The sequence below is a fragment of the Streptomyces cirratus genome, from assembly GCF_014650775.1.
Lineage (GTDB): Bacteria > Actinomycetota > Actinomycetes > Streptomycetales > Streptomycetaceae > Streptomyces > Streptomyces cirratus.
Genome location: NZ_BMVP01000005.1, coordinates 295805 through 314766, shown reverse-complemented (window position 1 = coordinate 314766; position 18962 = coordinate 295805). Strand labels below are relative to the sequence as shown.

The 18962-nt window shown below is 69.7% G+C and carries 19 protein-coding genes, 1 tRNA gene and 1 pseudogene; 10 read left to right on the top strand and 11 right to left on the bottom strand.

All coding sequences use genetic code 11. The features are described 5' to 3' along the window. Positions 1-2: 2 nt before the first annotated feature. Positions 3-548: a GAF domain-containing protein gene (locus tag IE207_RS16775; protein WP_190185009.1), complete on the top strand. Its 546-nt coding sequence runs from the start codon at positions 3-5 to the stop codon at positions 546-548. A gap of 26 nt (positions 549-574) precedes the next feature. Here the strand turns inward: IE207_RS16775 and IE207_RS16770 are convergent, their stop codons facing one another. After that, the gene (locus IE207_RS16770) at positions 575-1483 is read right to left on the bottom strand and encodes a transketolase family protein (protein ID WP_190185008.1); all 909 of its coding nucleotides are present in this window, start codon (positions 1481-1483) and stop codon (positions 575-577) included. Positions 1484-1509: 26 nt separating this feature from the next. Then, a complete protein-coding gene (locus IE207_RS16765) occupies positions 1510-2211 on the bottom strand; it encodes a thiamine pyrophosphate-binding protein (RefSeq protein ID WP_190185007.1) in 702 nt (233 codons plus the stop codon). Positions 2212-2369: 158 nt separating this feature from the next. On the opposite strand from IE207_RS16765, the gene IE207_RS16760 reads away from it, so the two are divergent. Beyond that, a tRNA-Pro gene (locus IE207_RS16760) sits at positions 2370-2446 on the top strand. 28 nt (positions 2447-2474) lie between these two features. On the opposite strand, the gene IE207_RS16755 is transcribed toward IE207_RS16760, so the two are convergent. Further along, on the bottom strand, positions 2475-3194 hold the full coding sequence (locus IE207_RS16755) for a tyrosine-type recombinase/integrase (RefSeq protein ID WP_190185006.1): 720 nt from the start codon (positions 3192-3194) through the stop codon (positions 2475-2477). 435 nt (positions 3195-3629) lie between these two features. Continuing rightward, positions 3630-4145 carry a winged helix-turn-helix transcriptional regulator gene (locus IE207_RS16750; RefSeq protein WP_190185005.1) on the bottom strand — a complete coding sequence of 172 codons (516 nt, stop codon included), beginning with the start codon at positions 4143-4145 and terminating at the stop codon, positions 3630-3632. 99 nt (positions 4146-4244) lie between these two features. On the opposite strand from IE207_RS16750, the gene IE207_RS16745 reads away from it, so the two are divergent. Further along, the gene (locus tag IE207_RS16745; RefSeq protein WP_190185004.1) at positions 4245-5030 is read left to right on the top strand and encodes an SDR family oxidoreductase; all 786 of its coding nucleotides are present in this window, start codon (positions 4245-4247) and stop codon (positions 5028-5030) included. A gap of 25 nt (positions 5031-5055) precedes the next feature. Beyond that, complete coding sequence (locus tag IE207_RS16740) at positions 5056-5415, top strand: nuclear transport factor 2 family protein (protein ID WP_190185003.1); 360 nt, start codon at positions 5056-5058, stop codon at positions 5413-5415. Between the two features lie 627 nt (positions 5416-6042). On the opposite strand, the gene IE207_RS16735 is transcribed toward IE207_RS16740, so the two are convergent. The 5 genes from IE207_RS16735 to IE207_RS16715 form a co-directional block, all read right to left on the bottom strand. After that, complete coding sequence (locus IE207_RS16735; RefSeq protein WP_190185002.1) at positions 6043-6735, bottom strand: alpha/beta hydrolase; 693 nt, start codon at positions 6733-6735, stop codon at positions 6043-6045. 444 nt (positions 6736-7179) lie between these two features. Then, positions 7180-7554, bottom strand: a complete 375-nt coding sequence (locus tag IE207_RS16730; RefSeq protein ID WP_190185001.1) for a nuclear transport factor 2 family protein — start codon at positions 7552-7554, stop codon at positions 7180-7182. A gap of 69 nt (positions 7555-7623) precedes the next feature. Then, complete coding sequence (locus IE207_RS16725; protein ID WP_190185000.1) at positions 7624-8199, bottom strand: NADPH-dependent FMN reductase; 576 nt, start codon at positions 8197-8199, stop codon at positions 7624-7626. A 123-nt stretch (positions 8200-8322) separates the two neighbouring features. Further along, a complete protein-coding gene (locus tag IE207_RS16720) occupies positions 8323-8790 on the bottom strand; it encodes an ester cyclase (RefSeq protein ID WP_190184999.1) in 468 nt (155 codons plus the stop codon). 128 nt (positions 8791-8918) lie between these two features. Continuing rightward, positions 8919-9551 carry a TetR/AcrR family transcriptional regulator gene (locus IE207_RS16715; RefSeq protein ID WP_229873776.1) on the bottom strand — a complete coding sequence of 211 codons (633 nt, stop codon included), beginning with the start codon at positions 9549-9551 and terminating at the stop codon, positions 8919-8921. Between the two features lie 405 nt (positions 9552-9956). Here IE207_RS16715 and IE207_RS16710 point away from each other — a divergent pair, with 405 nt between their 5' ends. After that, the gene (locus IE207_RS16710; protein ID WP_190184997.1) at positions 9957-11792 is read left to right on the top strand and encodes a glycoside hydrolase family 15 protein; all 1836 of its coding nucleotides are present in this window, start codon (positions 9957-9959) and stop codon (positions 11790-11792) included. Between the two features lie 270 nt (positions 11793-12062). On the opposite strand, the gene IE207_RS16705 is transcribed toward IE207_RS16710, so the two are convergent. Both IE207_RS16705 and IE207_RS16700 read right to left on the bottom strand, forming a co-directional pair. Continuing rightward, positions 12063-12203 (bottom strand): hypothetical protein, encoded by a 141-nt coding sequence (locus IE207_RS16705; RefSeq protein ID WP_190184996.1) that lies wholly within the window; start codon positions 12201-12203, stop codon positions 12063-12065. 845 nt (positions 12204-13048) lie between these two features. Continuing rightward, positions 13049-13189, bottom strand: a pseudogene (locus IE207_RS16700) (CbtA family protein); the annotation flags it as partial. Between the two features lie 348 nt (positions 13190-13537). Here IE207_RS16700 and IE207_RS16695 point away from each other — a divergent pair. From IE207_RS16695 to IE207_RS16680, 5 genes are read left to right on the top strand one after another with little or no spacing between them, the layout of a single operon-like run. Next, positions 13538-14497, top strand: coding sequence for a cucumopine synthase-related protein (locus IE207_RS16695; protein ID WP_190184995.1), 960 nt, complete (start codon positions 13538-13540; stop codon positions 14495-14497). Positions 14498-14499: 2 nt separating this feature from the next. After that, positions 14500-15567: an NAD(P)/FAD-dependent oxidoreductase gene (locus IE207_RS16690; RefSeq protein ID WP_190184994.1), complete on the top strand. Its 1068-nt coding sequence runs from the start codon at positions 14500-14502 to the stop codon at positions 15565-15567. A 22-nt stretch (positions 15568-15589) separates the two neighbouring features. After that, on the top strand, positions 15590-17398 hold the full coding sequence (locus IE207_RS16685) for a carbamoyltransferase family protein (RefSeq protein WP_190184993.1): 1809 nt from the start codon (positions 15590-15592) through the stop codon (positions 17396-17398). Positions 17399-17412: 14 nt separating this feature from the next. Next, entirely contained in the window at positions 17413-17892 is a 480-nt protein-coding gene (locus IE207_RS33195; protein ID WP_229873775.1) for an SRPBCC family protein, read from the top strand. Between the two features lie 5 nt (positions 17893-17897). Continuing rightward, positions 17898-18515 carry a histidine phosphatase family protein gene (locus IE207_RS16680; RefSeq protein ID WP_373304716.1) on the top strand — a complete coding sequence of 206 codons (618 nt, stop codon included), beginning with the start codon at positions 17898-17900 and terminating at the stop codon, positions 18513-18515. Positions 18516-18962: the final 447 nt, after the last annotated feature.

Sequence of the window (18962 nt, the reverse complement as noted above, 5' to 3'; positions counted from 1 at the left end):
TCATGACGTACTACGAATCGACCGGCCATCTGCTGCTCACGCCGGTGGACCGGGAAGCGCCCGCCCGCGCGGTCCGGCTGCGTGAACTGGGCCTCGGGGAGCGGCCCGACGCGGAACTCGACGCCTTCGCGCGGCGCATCGCGCAGACCCTGGATGCCCCGCACGCGGGGGTCAACTTCATCGGTGAGGAGCGGCAGTTCTTCGCGGGCCTCCACCACCGCCCCGACGCCCCGCCGAGCGGCTACCCGGCCCGCGTGCTGGCCCGCGACCACGGGTACTGCCCCCATGTGGTGGTCCGGGGCCGGGCGCTGGTGCTGGAGGACGTACGGGACTTCGCGCGCTTCGCGGGCAACGCCGTCGTGGACGGGAGCGGGGTGCGTTCCTACGTCGGCGCTCCGCTCACGGACCGGCAGGGCATCGTCCTCGGGACGGTGTGCGCGGTGGACGTGGCACCGAGGCGGTGGGGGACGGAGGGGCTGGGGACGGTGAAGGCGCTCGCGGCGGAGCTGGCGGGGCTGCTGCGGGGGCGGGACGAGGGCCTGGACTGAGGTCGAGGCCGGGCTCGTCCCCCGCTTCAGGCGCCCGGGCGCAGGAAGGCGGAGATCCGCTCCCGCAGTGAGCGGGCGTCCAGTCCGTGCGCGGCGGTGTGCTCGGCGAGGGTGCCGTAGCGCCGCAGCTCGGCGCGGCCGACGCCCAGGCCCAGGACGCGGTGCGGGACGTCGCCGAGGGCGTCGTTCGCCGCCGCCGTGGACGTTCCGGCGAGGTATGGCTCGACCAGGACCACGTCCGCCGGCCCGCCCCACCCGACGGCGGCGCGCAGGGCGGCGTCGTCGAAGGGCCGAACGGTCGTGGCGTACAGCACGGTCACGTCCATGCCCTCCGTCGCGGCGAGGACGTTGTCCAGCAGCGGGCCGACCGCCAGCACCACCCCCGAGCGCCCCTCCCGCACGGTGAGCGGGGCCGCGCCGGTGACCGGACGCGGTTCGGCGTTCGTCTGCTCGCTGAGGCGGACGTACACCTTGTCGTCCCCGGCGGCGTAGGCGTCGCGCAGCAGCGCCTCCGCCTCGTCGGGGTGGCCCGGCACGTGCACGGTCCAGCCGTCGAGGGTGTCGAGGAGGGCCACGTCGCCGGGCGCCATGTGGGTGAAACCGCCGGCCGGCCAGTCGTAGCTGGCGCTCGCGCTGACGAGGACACCGCCCGTGTCCTGGTGCCCGAAGTCCAGCTTGACCTGCTCGAACGGCCGCTCCACCAGGAAGCTGGCGAAAGTGTGCAGGATCGGCCGCAGCCCGGTCAGGGCGAGTCCGCCGCCCACTCCGACGAGGAGCTGCTCCCGGATGCCCACGTTGATCACCCGGTCCGGGTGGCGCCGCTGGGCGGGGCGGAACCCGTCCATGGTGATCTCGGCGAGTACGAGTGCCAGCCGGGGGTCCTCGTCGAGCATCTTCGACGTGACCGTGATGAACCGCTCCCGCATGGTGTCCATTTCTCCCCATCCCCTGTGTTGTGGTCTCAGAACTTCTTCTCGACGCGGGCCACGACGGCGTGCGGCCGGCCCGGGTGCGGCGCCGTGAAGGCGGCGTGCAGAGCGGCGTGGTCGCGCCCGTCCACGGTGATCGCCGACCAGCCGGCGGCCTCGAAGCGGGAGGCGATCCCGCCGGGCCAGCCGTGGGTCGCCGAGTCGTTGTCGATCACCACGGTGTGCAGGCGCTCCAGGGCGGCCGAACCGGCGTAGGCGAGCGCCTCGTGGTTGCTGCCCTCGTCGAGCTCCGCGTCCCCGATCAGCACCCACACCGCCGGGTCGTCCAGCCCCTGCGCGCGCAGGCCCAGCGCGGTACCGACGCCCAGCGGCAGGCCGTGTCCGAGGGAGCCGCTGGCGATCTCGACCCCGGGGATCAGAGTGCGGTCGGGGTGGTGCCCGAGCGGTGAGTCGAACCCGCCGAAGCGGCCGAGCCACTCCACCGGGAAGAAGCCCTTGGCGGCGAGGACGGCGTAGTAGGCCATCGGGCCGTGCCCCTTAGACAGCAGGAACCGGTCGCGCCCGGCTGCCTGCGCGCTCGCCGGCCCGACCCGCAGCACCCGGTCGTACAGCACCCACAGCACGTCGAGCGTGGAGGTGGCGGCGGGCCCGTGCTTCTCGGCACCGGTCATGAGCGCGATGAGACGGCCCAGGTCCTCGTAGCGGAACGCCGTGTCCGCGTTCGTTTGTGTCATGCACCTACCGTGCAACCTCAAGCCTGCTTGAGGTCAAGCGCCCGCGGCCCCGTCCGTCAGATGACCCGCGCGGCTGAAATGTGCGCGCAGCCACCCCGCGAAGTGCGGTATTGTTTCCCTGCCGGTTCGGCCAGGGGAAACCCCAGGTCAGCGGGGCTCGGGACGTGGCGCAGCTTGGTAGCGCACTTGACTGGGGGTCAAGGGGTCGCAGGTTCAAATCCTGTCGTCCCGACCATGCTTCATGCAGGTCGGAGGCCGTTCTCTCATCCATGAGAGGGCGGCCTTTGGTATGTCCGGGGCCGTGGTGGTCGCAATGTGCTCGCACGTCCAGTCTGCGGCCGGGAGGCCGTGGCGCAGGAGGCCGACGCTGCGGGGGAGCGGAGCCGGCGGACAACTTCACCGAGCCGGCGGATGTGGTCGCGCGGTGGTCGCAGCCATGCCGGGCGGCTCGTCCCGAGCCCGGCCTTCTCGGCTCCGGTGAGGGTGCCGTCGATGGTGTCGACGGCTTCGCGGGCTGCCTGCCGGGTGAGGTGGCTGTAGATGTTCGCGGTGGTCGACAGGGTGGAGTGCCGCAGCGTCTTGGAGACCACGGTGAGCGGTACGCCGGCGGTGATCGTGATGGTGGCCGCCAGGTGCCGCAGGTCGTGCACGGTGATCCGCGGGACGCCGGCTTCCTCGGACAGCTGATGCAGCCGGTCCAGGACCAGGTGGGGTCCGAGCGGCCTGCCATCGGGCCGGCAGAAGACCAGCCCGGTGAACGGGTCGTCAGGATCACCCCCCCGTACGGGTCGTTGTGAGCGCCCGGTGCCGGAGCGCGGTGGCGACGCGGGGTGAAATGGCGACCCAGGCGTGGTTGGAGCGGGTCTTCGGCGCGGTGATGACGAGGTGGTTGTCGGGTGCTCGGTGACGTCGCCCGCCGCCTGGCGGGCGGCGCGGCCCTGCTGTGCACGGCCCGGGACGGCACGGAAGGGTCCTTCGACCACGCCGGGCTCCCGGTCCACGAGGTGGGCCCGCTCAGCGAGGCCGCGTCCGACGAGCTGCTCGTCCAGCGCTTCCCGGCGCTCGCGCCGCGGGTGCGCAGGCGCCTGATGGCCGAAGCACGGGGCAATCCGCCGGCTCTGCTCGAACTGCCCGTCGCGCTCAGCGACCCGCAGCGCTCGGCCGCCTCCGCCCTGCCCGAACGCCTTCCGCTCAGCCGACGCCTCCAGTCCGCGTTCGCCTTCCGCGCCACCGGCTTACCCGCTCCCACCCGCAACCTGCTCCTGCTGGCGGCCCTGGACGGCAGCGGCGACCTGATCCGCACCCGTTTCCTTGATCATTGCGCACGCGTGTGCAGCGGAGTAGGAGCTGGCACCGCGGCCCGTTTCGGCGCATGGGCCGGCCCCGCTGCGTCCCAAGATCGGTACGACAACAGCTGCTCACGCCTCCGCGGGGGTGGTCGGTCGTGTCGCGTATCGGTGGCGCATGGCATCGCTGGCTGCGGGACCTGCGGTGAAGACGTAGGTGTCGCTGTCGTCGAGTCGGCGGCCGGTCTTGGCGTCAACAACGATGGGCTCGACTTCCTCGCCGCTGTGCGCGTCGATGAGGATCATGCTGCGTTCGGCCGGTGTGAGGCGGGAGTTGCCCCACGCGGCCAGGGCGATGACCACCGGTCGGAGAGTGCGCCCGAGTTCGGTGAGGACGTACTCGTGGCGTACGGGGTTGGTCTGGTAGGGCCGGCGCTCCAGCAGTCCGTCGGCGACGAGGGTTTTCAGCCGGGTGGTGAGCATGCTGGAGGAGATGCCCAGACTCTCGTGAAACTGGTCGAAGCGCGTGTAGCCGTCGAAGGCGTCGTGGAGGATCAGCAGCGTCCACCACTCGCCTACGTGTTCCACCGTCGTGGACAGTGGGCACTCCCGGTCCTCCAGCCTGATCCGGCTTGCCACGTCGACCATCCCCTCAGTTACTGCTAAAGTCGAAGTTAGTTGCTTCTATTTTAGCAGTAATGGTGGGAGCGGTGCCTTCTGCGCCTGCACCCGGGAACGGAGCACACCGTGACCACATCCATCAGCGAATCCCTCGAAGGTCGACGCGCTCTGGTCACCGGCGGCACCAAGGGCACCGGAGCCGCCATCGCCCGACGTCTCGCCCAGGCCGGCGCGACCGTGCTGGTCACGGCCCGCAGTCGCCCCGATGACGTCGAGCAGAAGACGTTCATCACCGCCGACCTGTCCAGCGCCCCAGGCGCCTCTCACGTGGCCGCCGAGGTGGACGCCCGCGTGGGAGGTGTCGACATCCTGGTCAACACCCTCGGCGGGTCCGAGGCGCCGGCTGGAGGGTTTGCGGCGCTCGGCGAGGACGACTGGGCCAGGGAGCTGAACACCAACCTGCTGGCCGCCGTCCGCCTGGACCGCGCGCTCCTGCCGCACATGATCGCCATGGGCAAGGGTGTGATCGTGCACGTCACCTCGATCCAGCGCCGCATGCCGCTGTGGAACGGAACCCTGGCCTACGCCGCCGCCAAGGCCGCCCTGACCACCTACAGCAAGGGCCTGGCCAACGAGGTCGCCCCGCACGGCGTCCGCGTCAACACCGTCTCGCCCGGTTTCGTGCAGACCTCGGCCGCCGACAGCCTCGTCGCCCGCATTGCCCACGATGCAGCCATCACGCGGGAAGCGGCGCTGGGCCGGCTCATGGACTCCCTGGGCGGCATCCCGCTGGGCCGCCCCAACCGGCCCGAGGAGGTCGCCGAGCTCGTCGCCTTCCTCGTCTCCGACCGCGCCTCGGCCATCATCGGCGCCGAACACGTCATCGACGGCGGCACCACCCCCACCGTTTGAACCCGTCACCACCCCGAGGAACGTCATGCACGACAACCAGCCCCGAACCAGCACCTCCGACACCCTGCCCGAGGTGATCACTCGTTACCTGACAGCGCACCACGCCCACGACACTGCCACCGCAATCGCGGCGTTCACCCGCGAAGCCACAGTGACCGACGACGGCAACACCTACGAGGGCACCGAGGCGATCAGGAGGTGGCTCGACCGATCGGCCACCGAATTCACCTACACCATCCACCTCGTGGGCGCACAGCAGACCAACGCAACCCACTACACCGCCACCCACCACCTCGAAGGCGACTTCCCCGGCGGGACCATCGATCTGCGTTACCAGTTCACACTCCGTGGCGGCCTCATCGAACACCTCGTCATCGAACCCTGAGCCCCTTCCAACGCCATTCCGGGAGAGTGGCGCCTGGGACACCCTCATCGCCGGCGGGAGGAGGCCGACATCGACCTCTTCGATCAGTCGGACTCCGCGGTCTACGTACCGCGTCCCGCCGACCCCCGCAGCGTCCTGGGGAACGCCGAGTTCCCGAACCCGTACGCCGCCCCCGGCCGGCGTGGGTTCGACCTGACCGGAGCCGGGCCGCGCCTGGACACTGGGGCTCGACCGTCGTGGAGATCCCAGGCGTACGTCTTGCGGCCACTGGCCGGCGGGGCGGCGCCCGGGCCGAGGCGAACGCGTCGAGGATGACGCTGGTGCCCCCGTGGCACCGCACCGTCACCGCTGCCCGGTGGTCACTTCGGACGAGGACCAGTACACCTGGTTGGGTCACGGACAAAGGGGCCAGGATCTGTGAGCGGCGGCCTGACCTGAGTGCGGAGGGTGCCGGGGGCGATCGTGGCGAGGTGGGTGCGCAGTTCCTCGTCCGTCGGCATGCCGGGCAGCCGGGCCCCCACCGACGGTCGACCGGGCACCCACGTTCGCGGCGAGGTTCACCTCATCCAGGCCGGCCCAGGTCTCCTACTGCCGGGTGTCCGACGAGAGCAGGTGCGGGACCTCCGGTCAGGCCGCCTTGTTGCCCGGTACGGATACCTGTTCGGCGAGCCAAGACGCCGCTGATCGTGTCCAGTCCGCGGCGTCGCCGGCGCCCAGGGCGAGACCGAGACTGTGTGGGCCGTGCGCGTAGACGTGAACGGTATGCGCTACGCCGTACGAGGCCAGGGCCGAAGCCAGCCGGTACGTGTGTTCCAGAGGGACGTAGATGTCCTCGGCGGTGTGCCAGAGGAAGAACGGCGGCGCCGCCGCGTTGACCAGCGCGTCGAGCGACGTCGCACGACGCAGGTCCGGCGGGGCGTCCTTACCGAGCAGGATCACGCGGGCCGGCCGATAGGTCTCCGTCTCCATCGATGTGATCGCGTAGCCCAGGAGGGCGAACTGGACCGACTCCAGCGGTTCGTCACCCGGCGTAAGGGCGGCCAGCCCCGCGAGGTGACCGCCGGCCGAGAAACCCACCACTCCGATGCGCTCGGCCCCCAGCTCCCGCCGACGCCGGATCTCCGCCCGCAGTGCCAGAAGGGGCTCCGGATGCCGCACGTTCAGCGGGTAACGGAAGGTGCTCGCCGACATCCCCAGCCCGGTGAGCCAAGCGGCGACCGGCTCCGCCTCGTGCGGAGCGTGCACCGCGTAACCCCCGCCGGGGAGCACGATCACGTGGGTCGTCCCGGGCTGGGCTCCCTCGGTGCTCCCGCGCACCATTGGTCCTGGTCCTGCTCGGTCGCTCACGGCCACCTCCGCGCCTGCCCGCGGACGCCGTGACCGGCCCCCACCCGCGGATCCTTCACCAAGGTCACCACCACGGCACGCTCCCCGCCACCACGCGAATGGGTGGGGTGCAGCGCGAGTATGCCAAGGCGGCCTGCGGCGGTGATCGTCCGGGCCAACGCAGTGCCTCGTCTCACCGTGCTCAGCTCGCTTGTGTGGGCCATGGTGCGGTGCCCCGCTTCCGGACACCATGAGGTCGACCAGTATCGACAACCTGCACGATCGGACGGAGAGCCGTGCAGGCCATGCCTGGGAGACCCCCAGACGATGCCGCCGAGAATCTGAGCTCGTGCCGTGCGCGGGTTGACGATCCGCCCCTCGCTGTAGCAGCCGACGGCACGGCGCAGGGCTGCCCCCCAGCACGGCGGCGCCGACCTACTAGGACGGCTGACGGATCTCCGTGACGATCGTGTAGAGCTCGATGATGACGCCCCCACCAATGCGGGCGATGTCCATGCCGCTGATCATTGGCGGTTGATCGTCGGCCGGGCCGTACCGGAAGCCGAGGTGGCCGATGTCATCGAGCTCCGACGGGGTGCCTGCGGGTCGGAAGACCCAGTCCGGGTTCTCGGCACGCAACTCTGTGGCGCGGCGCGTGAGCTCCGTGCGCCCATGGTTGATGCGGTCCGGTTCGTGCCACACCACGTCTTCGGAGTAGTTCTCGGCAATGACCGCGGCCCTGCGATCCGGGTCGGGTTCGTTGAACACCTCGAGAAGGTTGACTCGCATCAGATCGGCGGCAGATCTGGTCATGGTGAGTCCGTTCGTGTCGGCTGGTCGGCCGGTGTGGGGGAGGGCCACTGGTCCGCGCGGCCGAGTGGGTCAGTTCGCGACGGCTGGGGCCGTCCGTAGAGGGGCGAGGGCCGAGGTCCAGGCGATGACCTGGTCGAGCATGGTGTTCAGCGCATGGACGCTGTGGTCGCCTGGTTTGAAGACGCTGAAGTTCTCGAATTCGGTGTGCAGGGAGAGCGTGACCTGCTGGCGTACGTCGGCCATCTGGAGCTCGGCGGCGACCAGGCGCAGTTGTTCGGCGGATCGTGCGCCGCCCGCGGCGCCGTAGGAGACCAGGCCGAGGGCCTTGTTGTTCCACTCGGCGTAGAGGTAGTCCAGGGCGTTCTTCAGTACGCCGGGGATGCCGTGGTTGTACTCGGGGGTGACGATGACGAATCCGTCGTACGCGGCGACGGTCTCGGCCCAGCGCCGGGTGTGCTCGTTCTGGTACTGAGCGAGGGAGGGCGGCATCGGTTCGTCGAGGTGGGGGAGGGGGTGGTCGCGCAAATCGAGCAGCTCGAAGCCGGCGTCGGTCCGGCGAGAGGCGTGGTCGAGGACCCAGCGTGCCACCTGGTCTCCGACGCGGTTGGGCCGGGTGCTGCCGAGGATGATGCCAATGGTGGGCATGATGGACCTGCCCCTTCGTGGTTCCGTGGTCTGTGGGACATGCGCTGCCCGGCAGGTCGGTGATCGGGCGGGCGCGGTGCCCAGCGCAGCAGCATGTTGCGGGGGTTGGGCGGAGTGGTTCGGTCAGCTCGGCACGGCGGCCGAGGCCGTGACGGCGGAGGCGAAGTCGGGCTGCACGCCGAGCTGGGCGAGCATGACGTTGAGGCCCACGTAGCAGTTGAACTCCTTGATCCTTCCGTTTTCGACGTGCCAGAAGTCGGCCGTGGGGATGTTGAGCGCGGCGCCGGTCGGCCGGATGGTGCCGGCGGGTGTCTCGAACGGCCCGGTGAAGGTGCCCTGGATCGTCAGCTCGACGGCGACGACGTTGCCCATGACGTGGAATCGGTGCAGTTCGCGGTGGACGTCGGGGGCGAGCGCTCCCATGAAGGCCACCTGGTCGCCAAGGTGCTCACCGCGGTAGCTCTCGCCGGCGACGACGTTGTTGAAGACGCCGTCCTCGGCGAACAGGTCCTTGAAGCCCTGCACGTCCAGGACGCTGCCCTCGGCCGCTTGGTATGCCGCTCGGACCACGGTCTCCGCGTCGGTGTTCATGGCGCCCTCCGGTGTGGGGAGAATCCATTCAAACCTTTGATTGAAAGTGTGAGGAGGGGGCGGCCATCTTGTCAAGCAAGCGATTGAATTCAGCGTGGCCCTGGGTCGATGCGGACCATTCGCGCAGGTCAGGGGCTTGCCAGGGCTCCCCGGAACGCCCCGGCCACCACGGGGATGAGCATCCGCTCCACCCGCTCTGCGGGCTCGGCGGCCAGCTCGGCCCCGATGGGCGCCACCGCGAGCCAGTTCAGCATCCCGGCCGCACATCGGACGCGGAAGACGAGATCCCGCTCATCGACCCCGGGAAGGTTCGCCGCCAGTACCCGCACCGCCTGCCGTCGGGCCTCCTCGAACTTCCCGGCCAGCCTTTCCCACCCCTCGGGCGGATCGATCCCCACCCGCGCCACGGTCCGCATCACGGCCAGATCCCGCCCCCCGGCCACGAGCGCGCTCACCATCGGCCGTGCGAAGGCCTCGGCCAACTCGCTCAGCGTCGCACTCCCCGTCAGAGCGTCGAGCTCCCGGATCTGCGCGTCCAGGTATCGCTCCAGCGCGTGCTCGATCGCTACCTCGCACAGCGCCTTCAGTGATCCGAAGTGGTAACTCACCGCGGCGACGTTGGCCCCGGCGTTCTGGGTGATCTCGCGGAGGGTTACCCCTCCCTGTCCCCGCTGTGCGAGCAGCTCGAGGGCGGCCGCCAGCAGATCGTCCCGCGTTCGCTGACCGGCCTCGCGGCGAAGGTCCGTTTTCTCTGGCCTCACGATAGAACTCAAGCGACTGCTTGACTTCATTGTCAAGCGGTCGCCTGAACCGGGTTTCCGGCCTCGGAGAGCACGGCGTCGAGGTGGGCCAGGTGGTCGCGGTCCTTCGCGGTCCTTCGCGGTCATGAGGGAGTCCGGCACCTTGCCTGGATCCATCGCCTCAGCAGCCTGGTGGATTCCGGCGACAGCGGCCGCCCGAGGTCTTCGTCCAGCCCCTCCGCCACGGGCGGGACGCCGGGCGCCGCCCGTTGCTCGAACCGACCGTGACCTTGCCGCGACGTCAGGGTCTCTACTGCCACTGACCCAGGGGGATCGCCGGCCGCCGAGTCGTGCGACGGGTGGCGGTCTAGCATGAAAAGCACGGATTCATCTCCAGGCCCGGGCCGCAGCGCCAGGGAGGCCGGTATGGCGTTCGATACGACTGGCTTCGAGCAGGCTGACGGCGGCCGGTACATCCCGATCTCCGATCACGGCCTGATCGGCGATCTCCGTACGACCGCCCTGGTCGGCACGAACGGCACGATCGACTGGTACTGCTGCCCGCGCTTCGACGCACCCAGCGTCTTCGGGTCGATCCTCGACGCCGACCGGGGCGGGTCGTTCGAGCTGGCCGCCGAGGTCCCGACCCGCACCAGACAGTTCTACTTCCCCGACACGAACGTGCTGATCACGCGGTTCTTCGCCGCGGACGGGGTGGCGGAGATCCAGGACTTCATGCCCGTGGTCGACGAGTCGCGCGAGGCGGACCGGCACCGGCTGATCCGGCGGGTGCTCTGCGTCCGCGGCACCCTCCCGTTCAGGGCGCGGATCGCCCCGCGTTTCGGCTACGGCGCCGAGGCGCACACCACGCACCTCGAAGGCCACACGGCGGTTTTCCGCTCTCCGTCACTGACGCTCGCGCTGACCGCCACCGCACCCCTGGAGAGCGACGGCCTGGACGTGTGGTCGCACTTCAAGCTCCTTGAGGGCGAGTCCCACGTGTTCGCCCTCGACCAGATCGGCGACGGCGTCCCGCCCCGGTCGTGCCCGCGCGCCGAGGCGCAGGAGCAGGCCGAGGCAACCGTACGGTTCTGGCGCCACTGGCTGGCCGGTTCGCAGTACCACGGGCGGTGGCGGGAGATGGTGCACCGCTCAGCGCTGTTGCTGAAGCTGCTCACCTACGCGCCGACCGGTGCGATCGTCGCCGCACCGACCACCAGCCTGCCCGAGCAGATCGGCGGCGAGCGCAACTGGGACTACCGCTACGTCTGGGTCCGCGACGCCGCCTTCTGCGTCTACGCGATGCTGCGCCTGGGGTTCACCTCGGAGGCCGAGGCGTTCATGGGGTTTCTCTCCGAGCGGGGCATCCTGCGGGGCACGGGGGACGGCGGCCCGTTGCAGATCATGTACGGCATCGACGGGCGCACCGACCTGCCCGAGTACGAGCTTGGGCACCTGGAGGGATACCTCGGCTCCGCACCGGTCCGGGTGGGCAATGCCGCCACCGGCCAGCTCCAGCTGGACATCTACGGCGCGCTGATCGACTCGATCTACCTCTACGACAAGTGGGGGCAGCCGATCAGCAGTGACCGCTGGGACGAGGTCGGCGCCGTGGTGGACTGGCTGTGCGAGCACTGGGACCAGCCCGACGAGGGGGTGTGGGAGACGCGGGGTGGCCGGCGGAACTTCGTGTACTCGCGGGTGATGTGCTGGGTGGCGCTGGAGCGCGCGATGCGCATGGCGAACCGCCGCGGTCTGCCGGCCGACCTGCCCCGCTGGCGGGAGTCCCGGGACGCGATCTACCGGCAGATCATGCGGCGCGGCTGGTCGGCCGAGCGGGGGGCGTTCGTCCAGGGGCTGGACGACCACGTGCTGGACGCCTCGCTGCTGATGATGCCGATGGCGAAGTTCGTCTCGCCCACCGACCCCAAGTGGCTCTCCACCCTGGACGCGCTCACCACGGACCTGGTCTCCGACTCGCTGGTGTACCGCTACGACCCGACCGCCAGCCCGGACGGCCTGCACGGCCCCGAGGGCACCTTCTCGATCTGCTCCTTCTGGTACGTGGAGGCGCTGGCCCGCGCGGGCCGCCTGGAGGAGGCCCGGCTCGCCTTCGAGAAGATGCTCACCTACGCCAACCACCTCGGCCTGTTCGCAGAGGAGATCGGCCCCACCGGAGAACAGCTGGGCAACTTCCCCCAGGCCTTCACCCACCTCTCGCTGATCAGCGCCGCCTTCAACCTCGACCGCGCGCTGGGCTGACGCGGCATCACCACAGGGACGGCGGTGCCCGACAAGTCACTACGGGTCAACGACTGACCCTCATCGAGGCCGATGCCGGCGTGGAACGCCGACTGCCACAGCATCGCGTCGGGGTTCTCGCGCCGTTCGGCACTCACGGTGCCTCTCCCTACGGTTTGGAATTCGCCCGGCGGACCGCTGGGGGTCATACCACCGGGCAGGACGGTGCGCCGGACCGGTCCCGCGCCGGATCAGCCGGCACCGGTCCCGGGCGCTGCCTGCGGAGGGCCGTCAGCGTGAGCCGCGGTGACCTGGTTCTGATGAGGTGCGTTCCGGGGTGAGCTTTCGGATTTCGACCAGGTCCAGGCCGAGCACCTCGATCTCGGCCAGCACGCCGTACAGCGCCGACCGGTCCAGCAGGCCGGTGAGCACGGCGACGGGAATGTGACGGGGGCGCAGTTCACCGATGACCGGCTTGCCTACGTCGCCGTCACGATCTCAGGGCGGCGTGAGATTGATGAGCGTCACGTGTGAGGTGCGGCCAGCCCGCTTTGAGGGGCCGACCCGGAGGTTCGACAGGCTGTGCGATGCACGCCAAATCCGGGGCGGCGACCCCCAGCGGGCGCCCGGGAGACGCCTCGGCTTGACGGCTGATTGGGGACCAGTTGGGGGCCAGCGCCTCTGCCCGCAGGCACACGACACGCGCATTCATGCACATGAGACGCCCTCAAATCGTCCTGTATGTCAGGGTTTTGACCCCGACTCATCGATCCGGGGGTCAAGGGGTCGCAGGTTCGAATCCTGTCGTCCCGACCATGCTTCATGCAGGTCGGAGGCCGTTCTCTCATGAGTGGGAGGGCGGCCCTTCGTGCGTCCGGGGCCATGATGGTCGCAGCCACGCCGGGCGGCTCGTTGCAGACGTTCGCGGTGGTCGACAGGGGTGGAGTGCCGCCGCGTCTTGGACGCCACGGTGAGCGGTACGCCGGCGGTGATGGTGAACCTCGGCGGAGCCGGTTGAGGACCTGGTGCGGCCGGAGCGGCCGCCCGTCGAGCGGCAGAACACGAGTCCGGTGAACGGCTCGTCAGGAACCGGCGGAGTGCAGTCTCGGCGGCGTCCTGGTTGGCGAAGCCGCTCCGTCGGATGGTCGTGCGACGGCGGGCGCGGGGACGGCCACGGCGAAGCTCCAGCCGCCCTGCCGGCTGTCGGTGGGGGGGTGAGGGCGCGCCCGCCGTCAGCGTGGCGGTCCAGTTGCCCAGGTGCGGTGCCAGCCGGCGTCCCGCGATGATCGCGCGCCGATGCCGCCCAGGACGAAGGAGAACGCGACGGAGGCGATGCCGCCCAGGGCGACCCCGTAGACCAGGACACCGGTGGCGAGGCCGGCGGTGTTCTGGACGGACCGGCTGACGAGTTCTACGCCGCCGTCAAAGCCGCGCGTACCGGTTCACGCTCCGCGACCACCTCGTCATCGCGCCCGGACCACGTACCGTCGGTGTTCACGTCAGCCGCCGTGCACCCGGCCGAGGGGCCGACCGGGCGCGAGTGCTCCCAAGGCCGGCGATCGGACGAGCCGTGGCGGCGCTCGGGAGCCTCGGAGCCGTCGCGCGCGCGGACCGTCTGAGCTGCGGATTCCCTAACCGGAGGGACTGCTTCTCGTAGAAACGCACGTCTCGGGATGATCAAGGTTCATGTATTTAACGCCTGTCTCAATCAGGCCAGTTGACGATGTACTCCTCGGACAGGCCGCACCAACGAACGGGGAAAAGTCATGTCCGAGAACCTGCCCGAACGTCAGATAGAGATCGCCTGGCCCGACTTGGGGATCACGGTCACCGCCGACCTCGACGGCCGCAACCCGGCGCTGGCCGACGCCCTTTGGGAGTCGCTGCCCTACCAGAGCCTCCAGGGGCACGCCCTCATCGCGGGGGAGCACCTCTACCACGTAGCGCCGATACCCACCCTGCTGCACACCCCCCACGCCACCCGCATCCCCGACCGGCGCGAGGCCCCCAACGGCACCGTCTTCTGCTCCGGCTTGCAGCACCTGGGCATCAAGTACGGCACTCTGACCGAGCCGATGCCCGCCACTCCCGTCGGCCAGATCCGTGAAGAGGACATGCCCGCCCTGCTGGAAGCCGGGGCCGCGATCTGGGACGCCGTCTACTCCACCAAGAAGCAGATCCTCGCCGAAGTCCGCCGTGCGGGCGAACCTGGCGGCCACCGCATCCCGATGCTCCGCGCCACCAACGCGACCGCCGCCCAGCTGATCGCCGACATCCTGGCCGAGACGGAGAAGATCTGGCTCGCGCCCCCGGTCGAGCTGGAAGGCCTCCACCAGGGCGTCATCCCCTCCCAGGCGGGCAACTTCGGCACCGTCCTCCCCACCCTGCTCTTCGTCAACGGCGAGACGCGGCCGCTGGGTTACGCCGCCTACGGGGGACTCGTCCGCGCCGCCGTCCAGGACATGCCGATGTCCTCCCTCATCCACATGACCCGCCTCCTGGTCGGCGTCCCCGCCGAGTTCCTGGGCTACTGCGGCCTGGAGAAGCTGTGGGCGTTCACCCAGCGCTTCCTCGACGTCCTCGACAGCCTCGACCGGGGGGACTTCTACGCCGTCACCAGCCAGATGGCCCTCTACATCAACTGCCTCGGCGGCTGGAACCTCCAGCTGTACCCGTGGGAGACCGGGGACCACCTGCGCCAGCAGAGCGCCGAGGGAGCCGCGTAGCCGTGCCCGGAGCAGAGAAGACCTCGAGCGCCCTGCCCGCCCGCGCCGACGCCGTCGTCATCGGCGGGGGAGTCATCGGAACCTCTGCCGCCTACCACCTCGCCGCAGCCGGCGTGAACACCGTGCTGCTGGAACGCGGAGGCCTCGGCGGCGGGGCGTCCGCGCACACCGCGGGCATGGTCCGCACCTACTTCCCGGGCGCCCCCTCCACGGGGCGCAGGGCCGTGCGCAGCCTGAACGCCTACCACGACTTCGCCCGCCACACCGCGGCCCCCCTCGCCATGAGGCGGCTCGGGTTCATGGTGCTGTTCACCGACGCACGGCAGATCGCCGATTTCGAGGCCGAACAGCAGGCCCAGCGGGCCGTCGGTGTCGAAGTCTGCCTGATCAGCGCCCGCGAAGCGGCGGAGCTCAACCCGCTGGTCGACGAACGCGCGGTCCTGGCCGCCGCCTGGTCTCCCCAGGCGTACCACGTGGACGGCCTCGACATCGTCCGGGGCTACGCCGCCGCCGCCCGCAACCACGGCGCCCGGCTGTTCACCCACACACCCGTCACACGCATCGAAGACGACCACACCGTCCACACCCCGCAGGGCAGCATCAAGGCCGACGCCATCGTGTGCACGGCCGGGCCCTGGTCCGGCGAGGTGGCAGGCATGGCATCGGTCGACCTGCCGCTGGCACCCCGCACGATGGAGATGCTGTTCACCGACGTCCCGCCGTCCCCGCACCGCGAGATACCGATGACGATGCACGCCGCATCAGGCCTGCGGATCCGCTCGTGGAAGGACCGCATCCTCCTCGCCATGGGCGCACCCAAGGAGGGCGAGGCGCGCGAAGCCTGGCTCGGCCGCGTCGCCGGGCACCTCGGCACCCTGTTCCCGGCCCTGGACGGCATCGGCCTGCACCGTGCGTGGTCCGGCGACTTCGACGCCAGCCCCGACAACACCGCCCTCATCGGGGAGCACCCCACCCGCCGCTTCCTGTACGCAGCCGGGTTCACCGGCGCGGGCCTGTGCCAGGCGCCCGCGGCCGGTGAGGAACTCCGCGACCTGCTGATCGTCAAGTAGCCGCACGACAGGAAGGAACACCGTGATTGTTCTTGGATGCAACGGTTTCAGCCGGGTGTCGGAGTTCTTCTCCGAACGCCTCGGTGCGACCGGCGTCAACAAGCACTACCTCTTGGGCCACGACGCGGCCGCCGCACTCCTGGTGGACGGCCGCCTGGTCGCCGCGGTGGAGGAAGAGCGTCTGAACCGGGAGAAGAAGACCACCGACTTCCCCGCGAACGCGATCGACTGGTGTCTGAGGGAAGCCGGGATCACGTTCGAGGACGTCGACCTGTTCGCCTTCCCCTGGGACTGGTCCAGCCAGATCCTGGGCGAGATCCTGGACGGGATCCGCAGCTCGCCGTCGCCGCAGGCCGCGAAGACCGAACTCATGGGCAACATCTCCGACCTGTTCGACCAGGTCGTCAGCCACCAGGCGATCCTCGCGGACTTCGAGGCCCGCACCGGACACCGCCCCGACCCCGCCAAGGTCCGCTTCGTCCCCCACCACCTGGCACACGCCACGACCGGCTACTACCTCGCCGGCATGAAGGACTCCGCGTTCCTCGTCAGCGACGGCCGCGCCGAACGCTTCTCGACCCTGACGGGCGAGATCCGCGACGGCCGGATCACCGTCTTCGACGACACCGTCACCGGCGCCGAGTACTCCATCGGCACCCTGTTCTCCTCCATCACCCGCTTCCTCGGCTTCGTCCCCAACAACGACGAGTACAAGGTGATGGGCCTGGCCGGATACACCGCCCCACCGAACCCGAACCCGTTCGTCGAGCATCTTCTGACCCTGCACGACGACGGCCGCTACACCTTCACCAAGCCCCTCCAGACCGACAACCTGCACAGTCACGACGCCCTGTTCGAGGAGTACTTCGGACCCTTCGAGGACACCCTCGAATACAAGGCCCGCGTCGCGGCCGCCGCACAGCAGATGCTGAACGTCGCCACCGCCCACCAGGTCCGCCACCTGGAGGACAGGACGGATCTCGACAGGCTGTTGTTCGAAGGCGGCGTCGCCCTGAACTGCCTGAACAGCACCCCGCTGTTCGAGGGCTCCCGCTTCGAGGACATGCAGGTCAGCTTCGGCGCCTCCGATACCGGCATCACCATCGGAGCCGCGGCCCACGCCTGGCTGGGCCACCCCGACACCGATCCCGCGAGCATCCGTGCCGCCGCCGCACCCGTCACCCCCTATCTGGGGCCGGCCTACGACGACGCCGCGATCGAGGAGGCCCTCGAGGCCTTCGCCGGCCGCGTCCACGTCTCGCGCCTGGACGATGACGAGGTCATCGGGCATGTGGCGAAGCTGCTGACGGAGAAGGTCGTCATCGGCTGGTTCGAAGGCCGCGTCGAGCACGGACCGCGCGCGCTGGGGCACCGCAGCATCATCGCCAACCCCGGCTTCGACGACATCAAGGACATCATCAACACCCGGGTCAAGCACCGCGAGCCCTTCCGCCCGTTCGCTCCCCTCGTCCTGGAGGAGCAGGCGCCGAAGATCTTCGACATGGGGCGCAAGACCAGCTCCCCGTACATGACGTTCGTCTTCCCCGTCCGCGACGAGTACAAGGACCGCATCCCCGGCGCCGTACACGTGGACGGCACCTCCCGCATCCAGACCCTGACGGACGAGGGAACCCCACGGCTGACGGCACTGCTGCGTAAGTTCATCGAGCTCACCGACACGCCGTGCCTGATCAACACCTCGTTCAACGTCGCCGGCGAACCCATCGTCTGCACCCCCACCGACGCCTTGAACTGCTTCATGGGCACCGAGATCGACTACCTGATCCTCGGGAACCACCTCGTCGCCAAGACCGACCTCGTCAACCAGTAGTAGAAGGAGACCCCGTGCCGATCCAGCGTAAGCACACCATGTACCACTCGACCGTCCTCGAGGCCGACCCGGACACCGTGTGGGCTACCGTCCGTGACGCCATGCAGATCCTGGACATCGTCTCCCCCGGCGACCTGGACATCCACCGGGACGTCACCTGGGTGGACGGGGCCTCGGTGGACACGGTCCCGGCCCGCTACGACTTCAAGCTCACGCTCAACGGCCGCCTCGTCCAGCAGGAGATCGCCGCCCGGGACGAGATCAACAAGACCCAGTCCTACCGGGCCGTCGCCCCCACCAGCGGAGTCGCCAGTTACGAGGCCACCATCCGCGTGTTCCCCATCACCAACGAGCCGGACCGCAGCTTCTTCGACTGGTCGCGGACCCTGGAGATCGCCGAGGACGCCGACCTCAAGGTGGTCGAGGCCATCATCGACGTCATGGAGCAGCAGACCGACGCCGTACGGGACCACTTCGCCAAGACCGCGAAGTGAGTGACGTGACGACGCTCGTGCTGCTGCGGCACGGCGAGACCCTGCTCACCCCCGAGCGGCGCCTGTCCGGCAGCGGGGGATCCAACCCCGGACTCTCTCCGGCCGGACGCCGCCAGGCCGAGGCCACAGCGCAGGCCCTCGCCCGCCGCGGCGGCATCGAGGCGGTCGTCACTTCACCGATGCGGCGCTGTCAGGAGACCGCCGGGTCCGTGGCCGCGCGCCTCGGGCTGGGCGTTCAGGTGGACCGGGACCTGCGGGAAGCGGACTTCGGTCTCTGGGAGGGCCTGACCTTCGCCGAGGTCCGCGAACGTCACCCGGACGACCTGAGCGCATGGCTCGCCTCGCCCGAGGCCGCGCCCTCGGGCGCGGGAGAGACCATGCAACAGGTCACCCGCCGGGCCGCCGCCGTACGGGACGGTCTCCTGGCCCGGTACGCCGGCGCCACCGTCCTGGTCGTCTCCCACGTCGGCCCCATCAGGACCCTGATCCGCCTCGCGCTCCAGGCGCCGCCGCGCACCTTGTTCCGCATGGAGGTCGCAGCGGCCTCCCTGTCCACGGTGACGTACGACGTCGACGGCACCGCCACGGTGCGCGCGCTCAACGACACGCACCACCTGAGCTGAACCCGCAGGCCCGGGGTCCGGCACACATCCCGTGTGCCGGGCCCTTCGACGTGTTCGTTCGGTTCCGCGTACGAGGGGGCGCCCCGGTAAGCGGTCGGTCTTCATGAAATCGACCCGACATTGGCTTGACCGATGTACTGCGGCGACGTAAATTCGACATCAACGACTCGTGAGCTACTTGAAGGAGGCGAAGTCGGATGTCGACCATCTCCGGACTGCTTCGCCTCGCTCACCAGGTCGCCTGGGCTCCGGGCCGTGTAGCACACGGCTGCTGAGCAGTTCCCTTTCCCGGTGTGCCCATTTTGAGGCCCCGGGCATCTCTGCGTCTCCATCACCTTTGCGTCTCCATCACCGCTCAGGCACGTCGTCGCGTGCTGATTTGTTGCGCTCCGGGTTCTCGAGCTGCGCCACCGAAGTAGAAAGCTCAGAAATGGCTACTAAGACAGT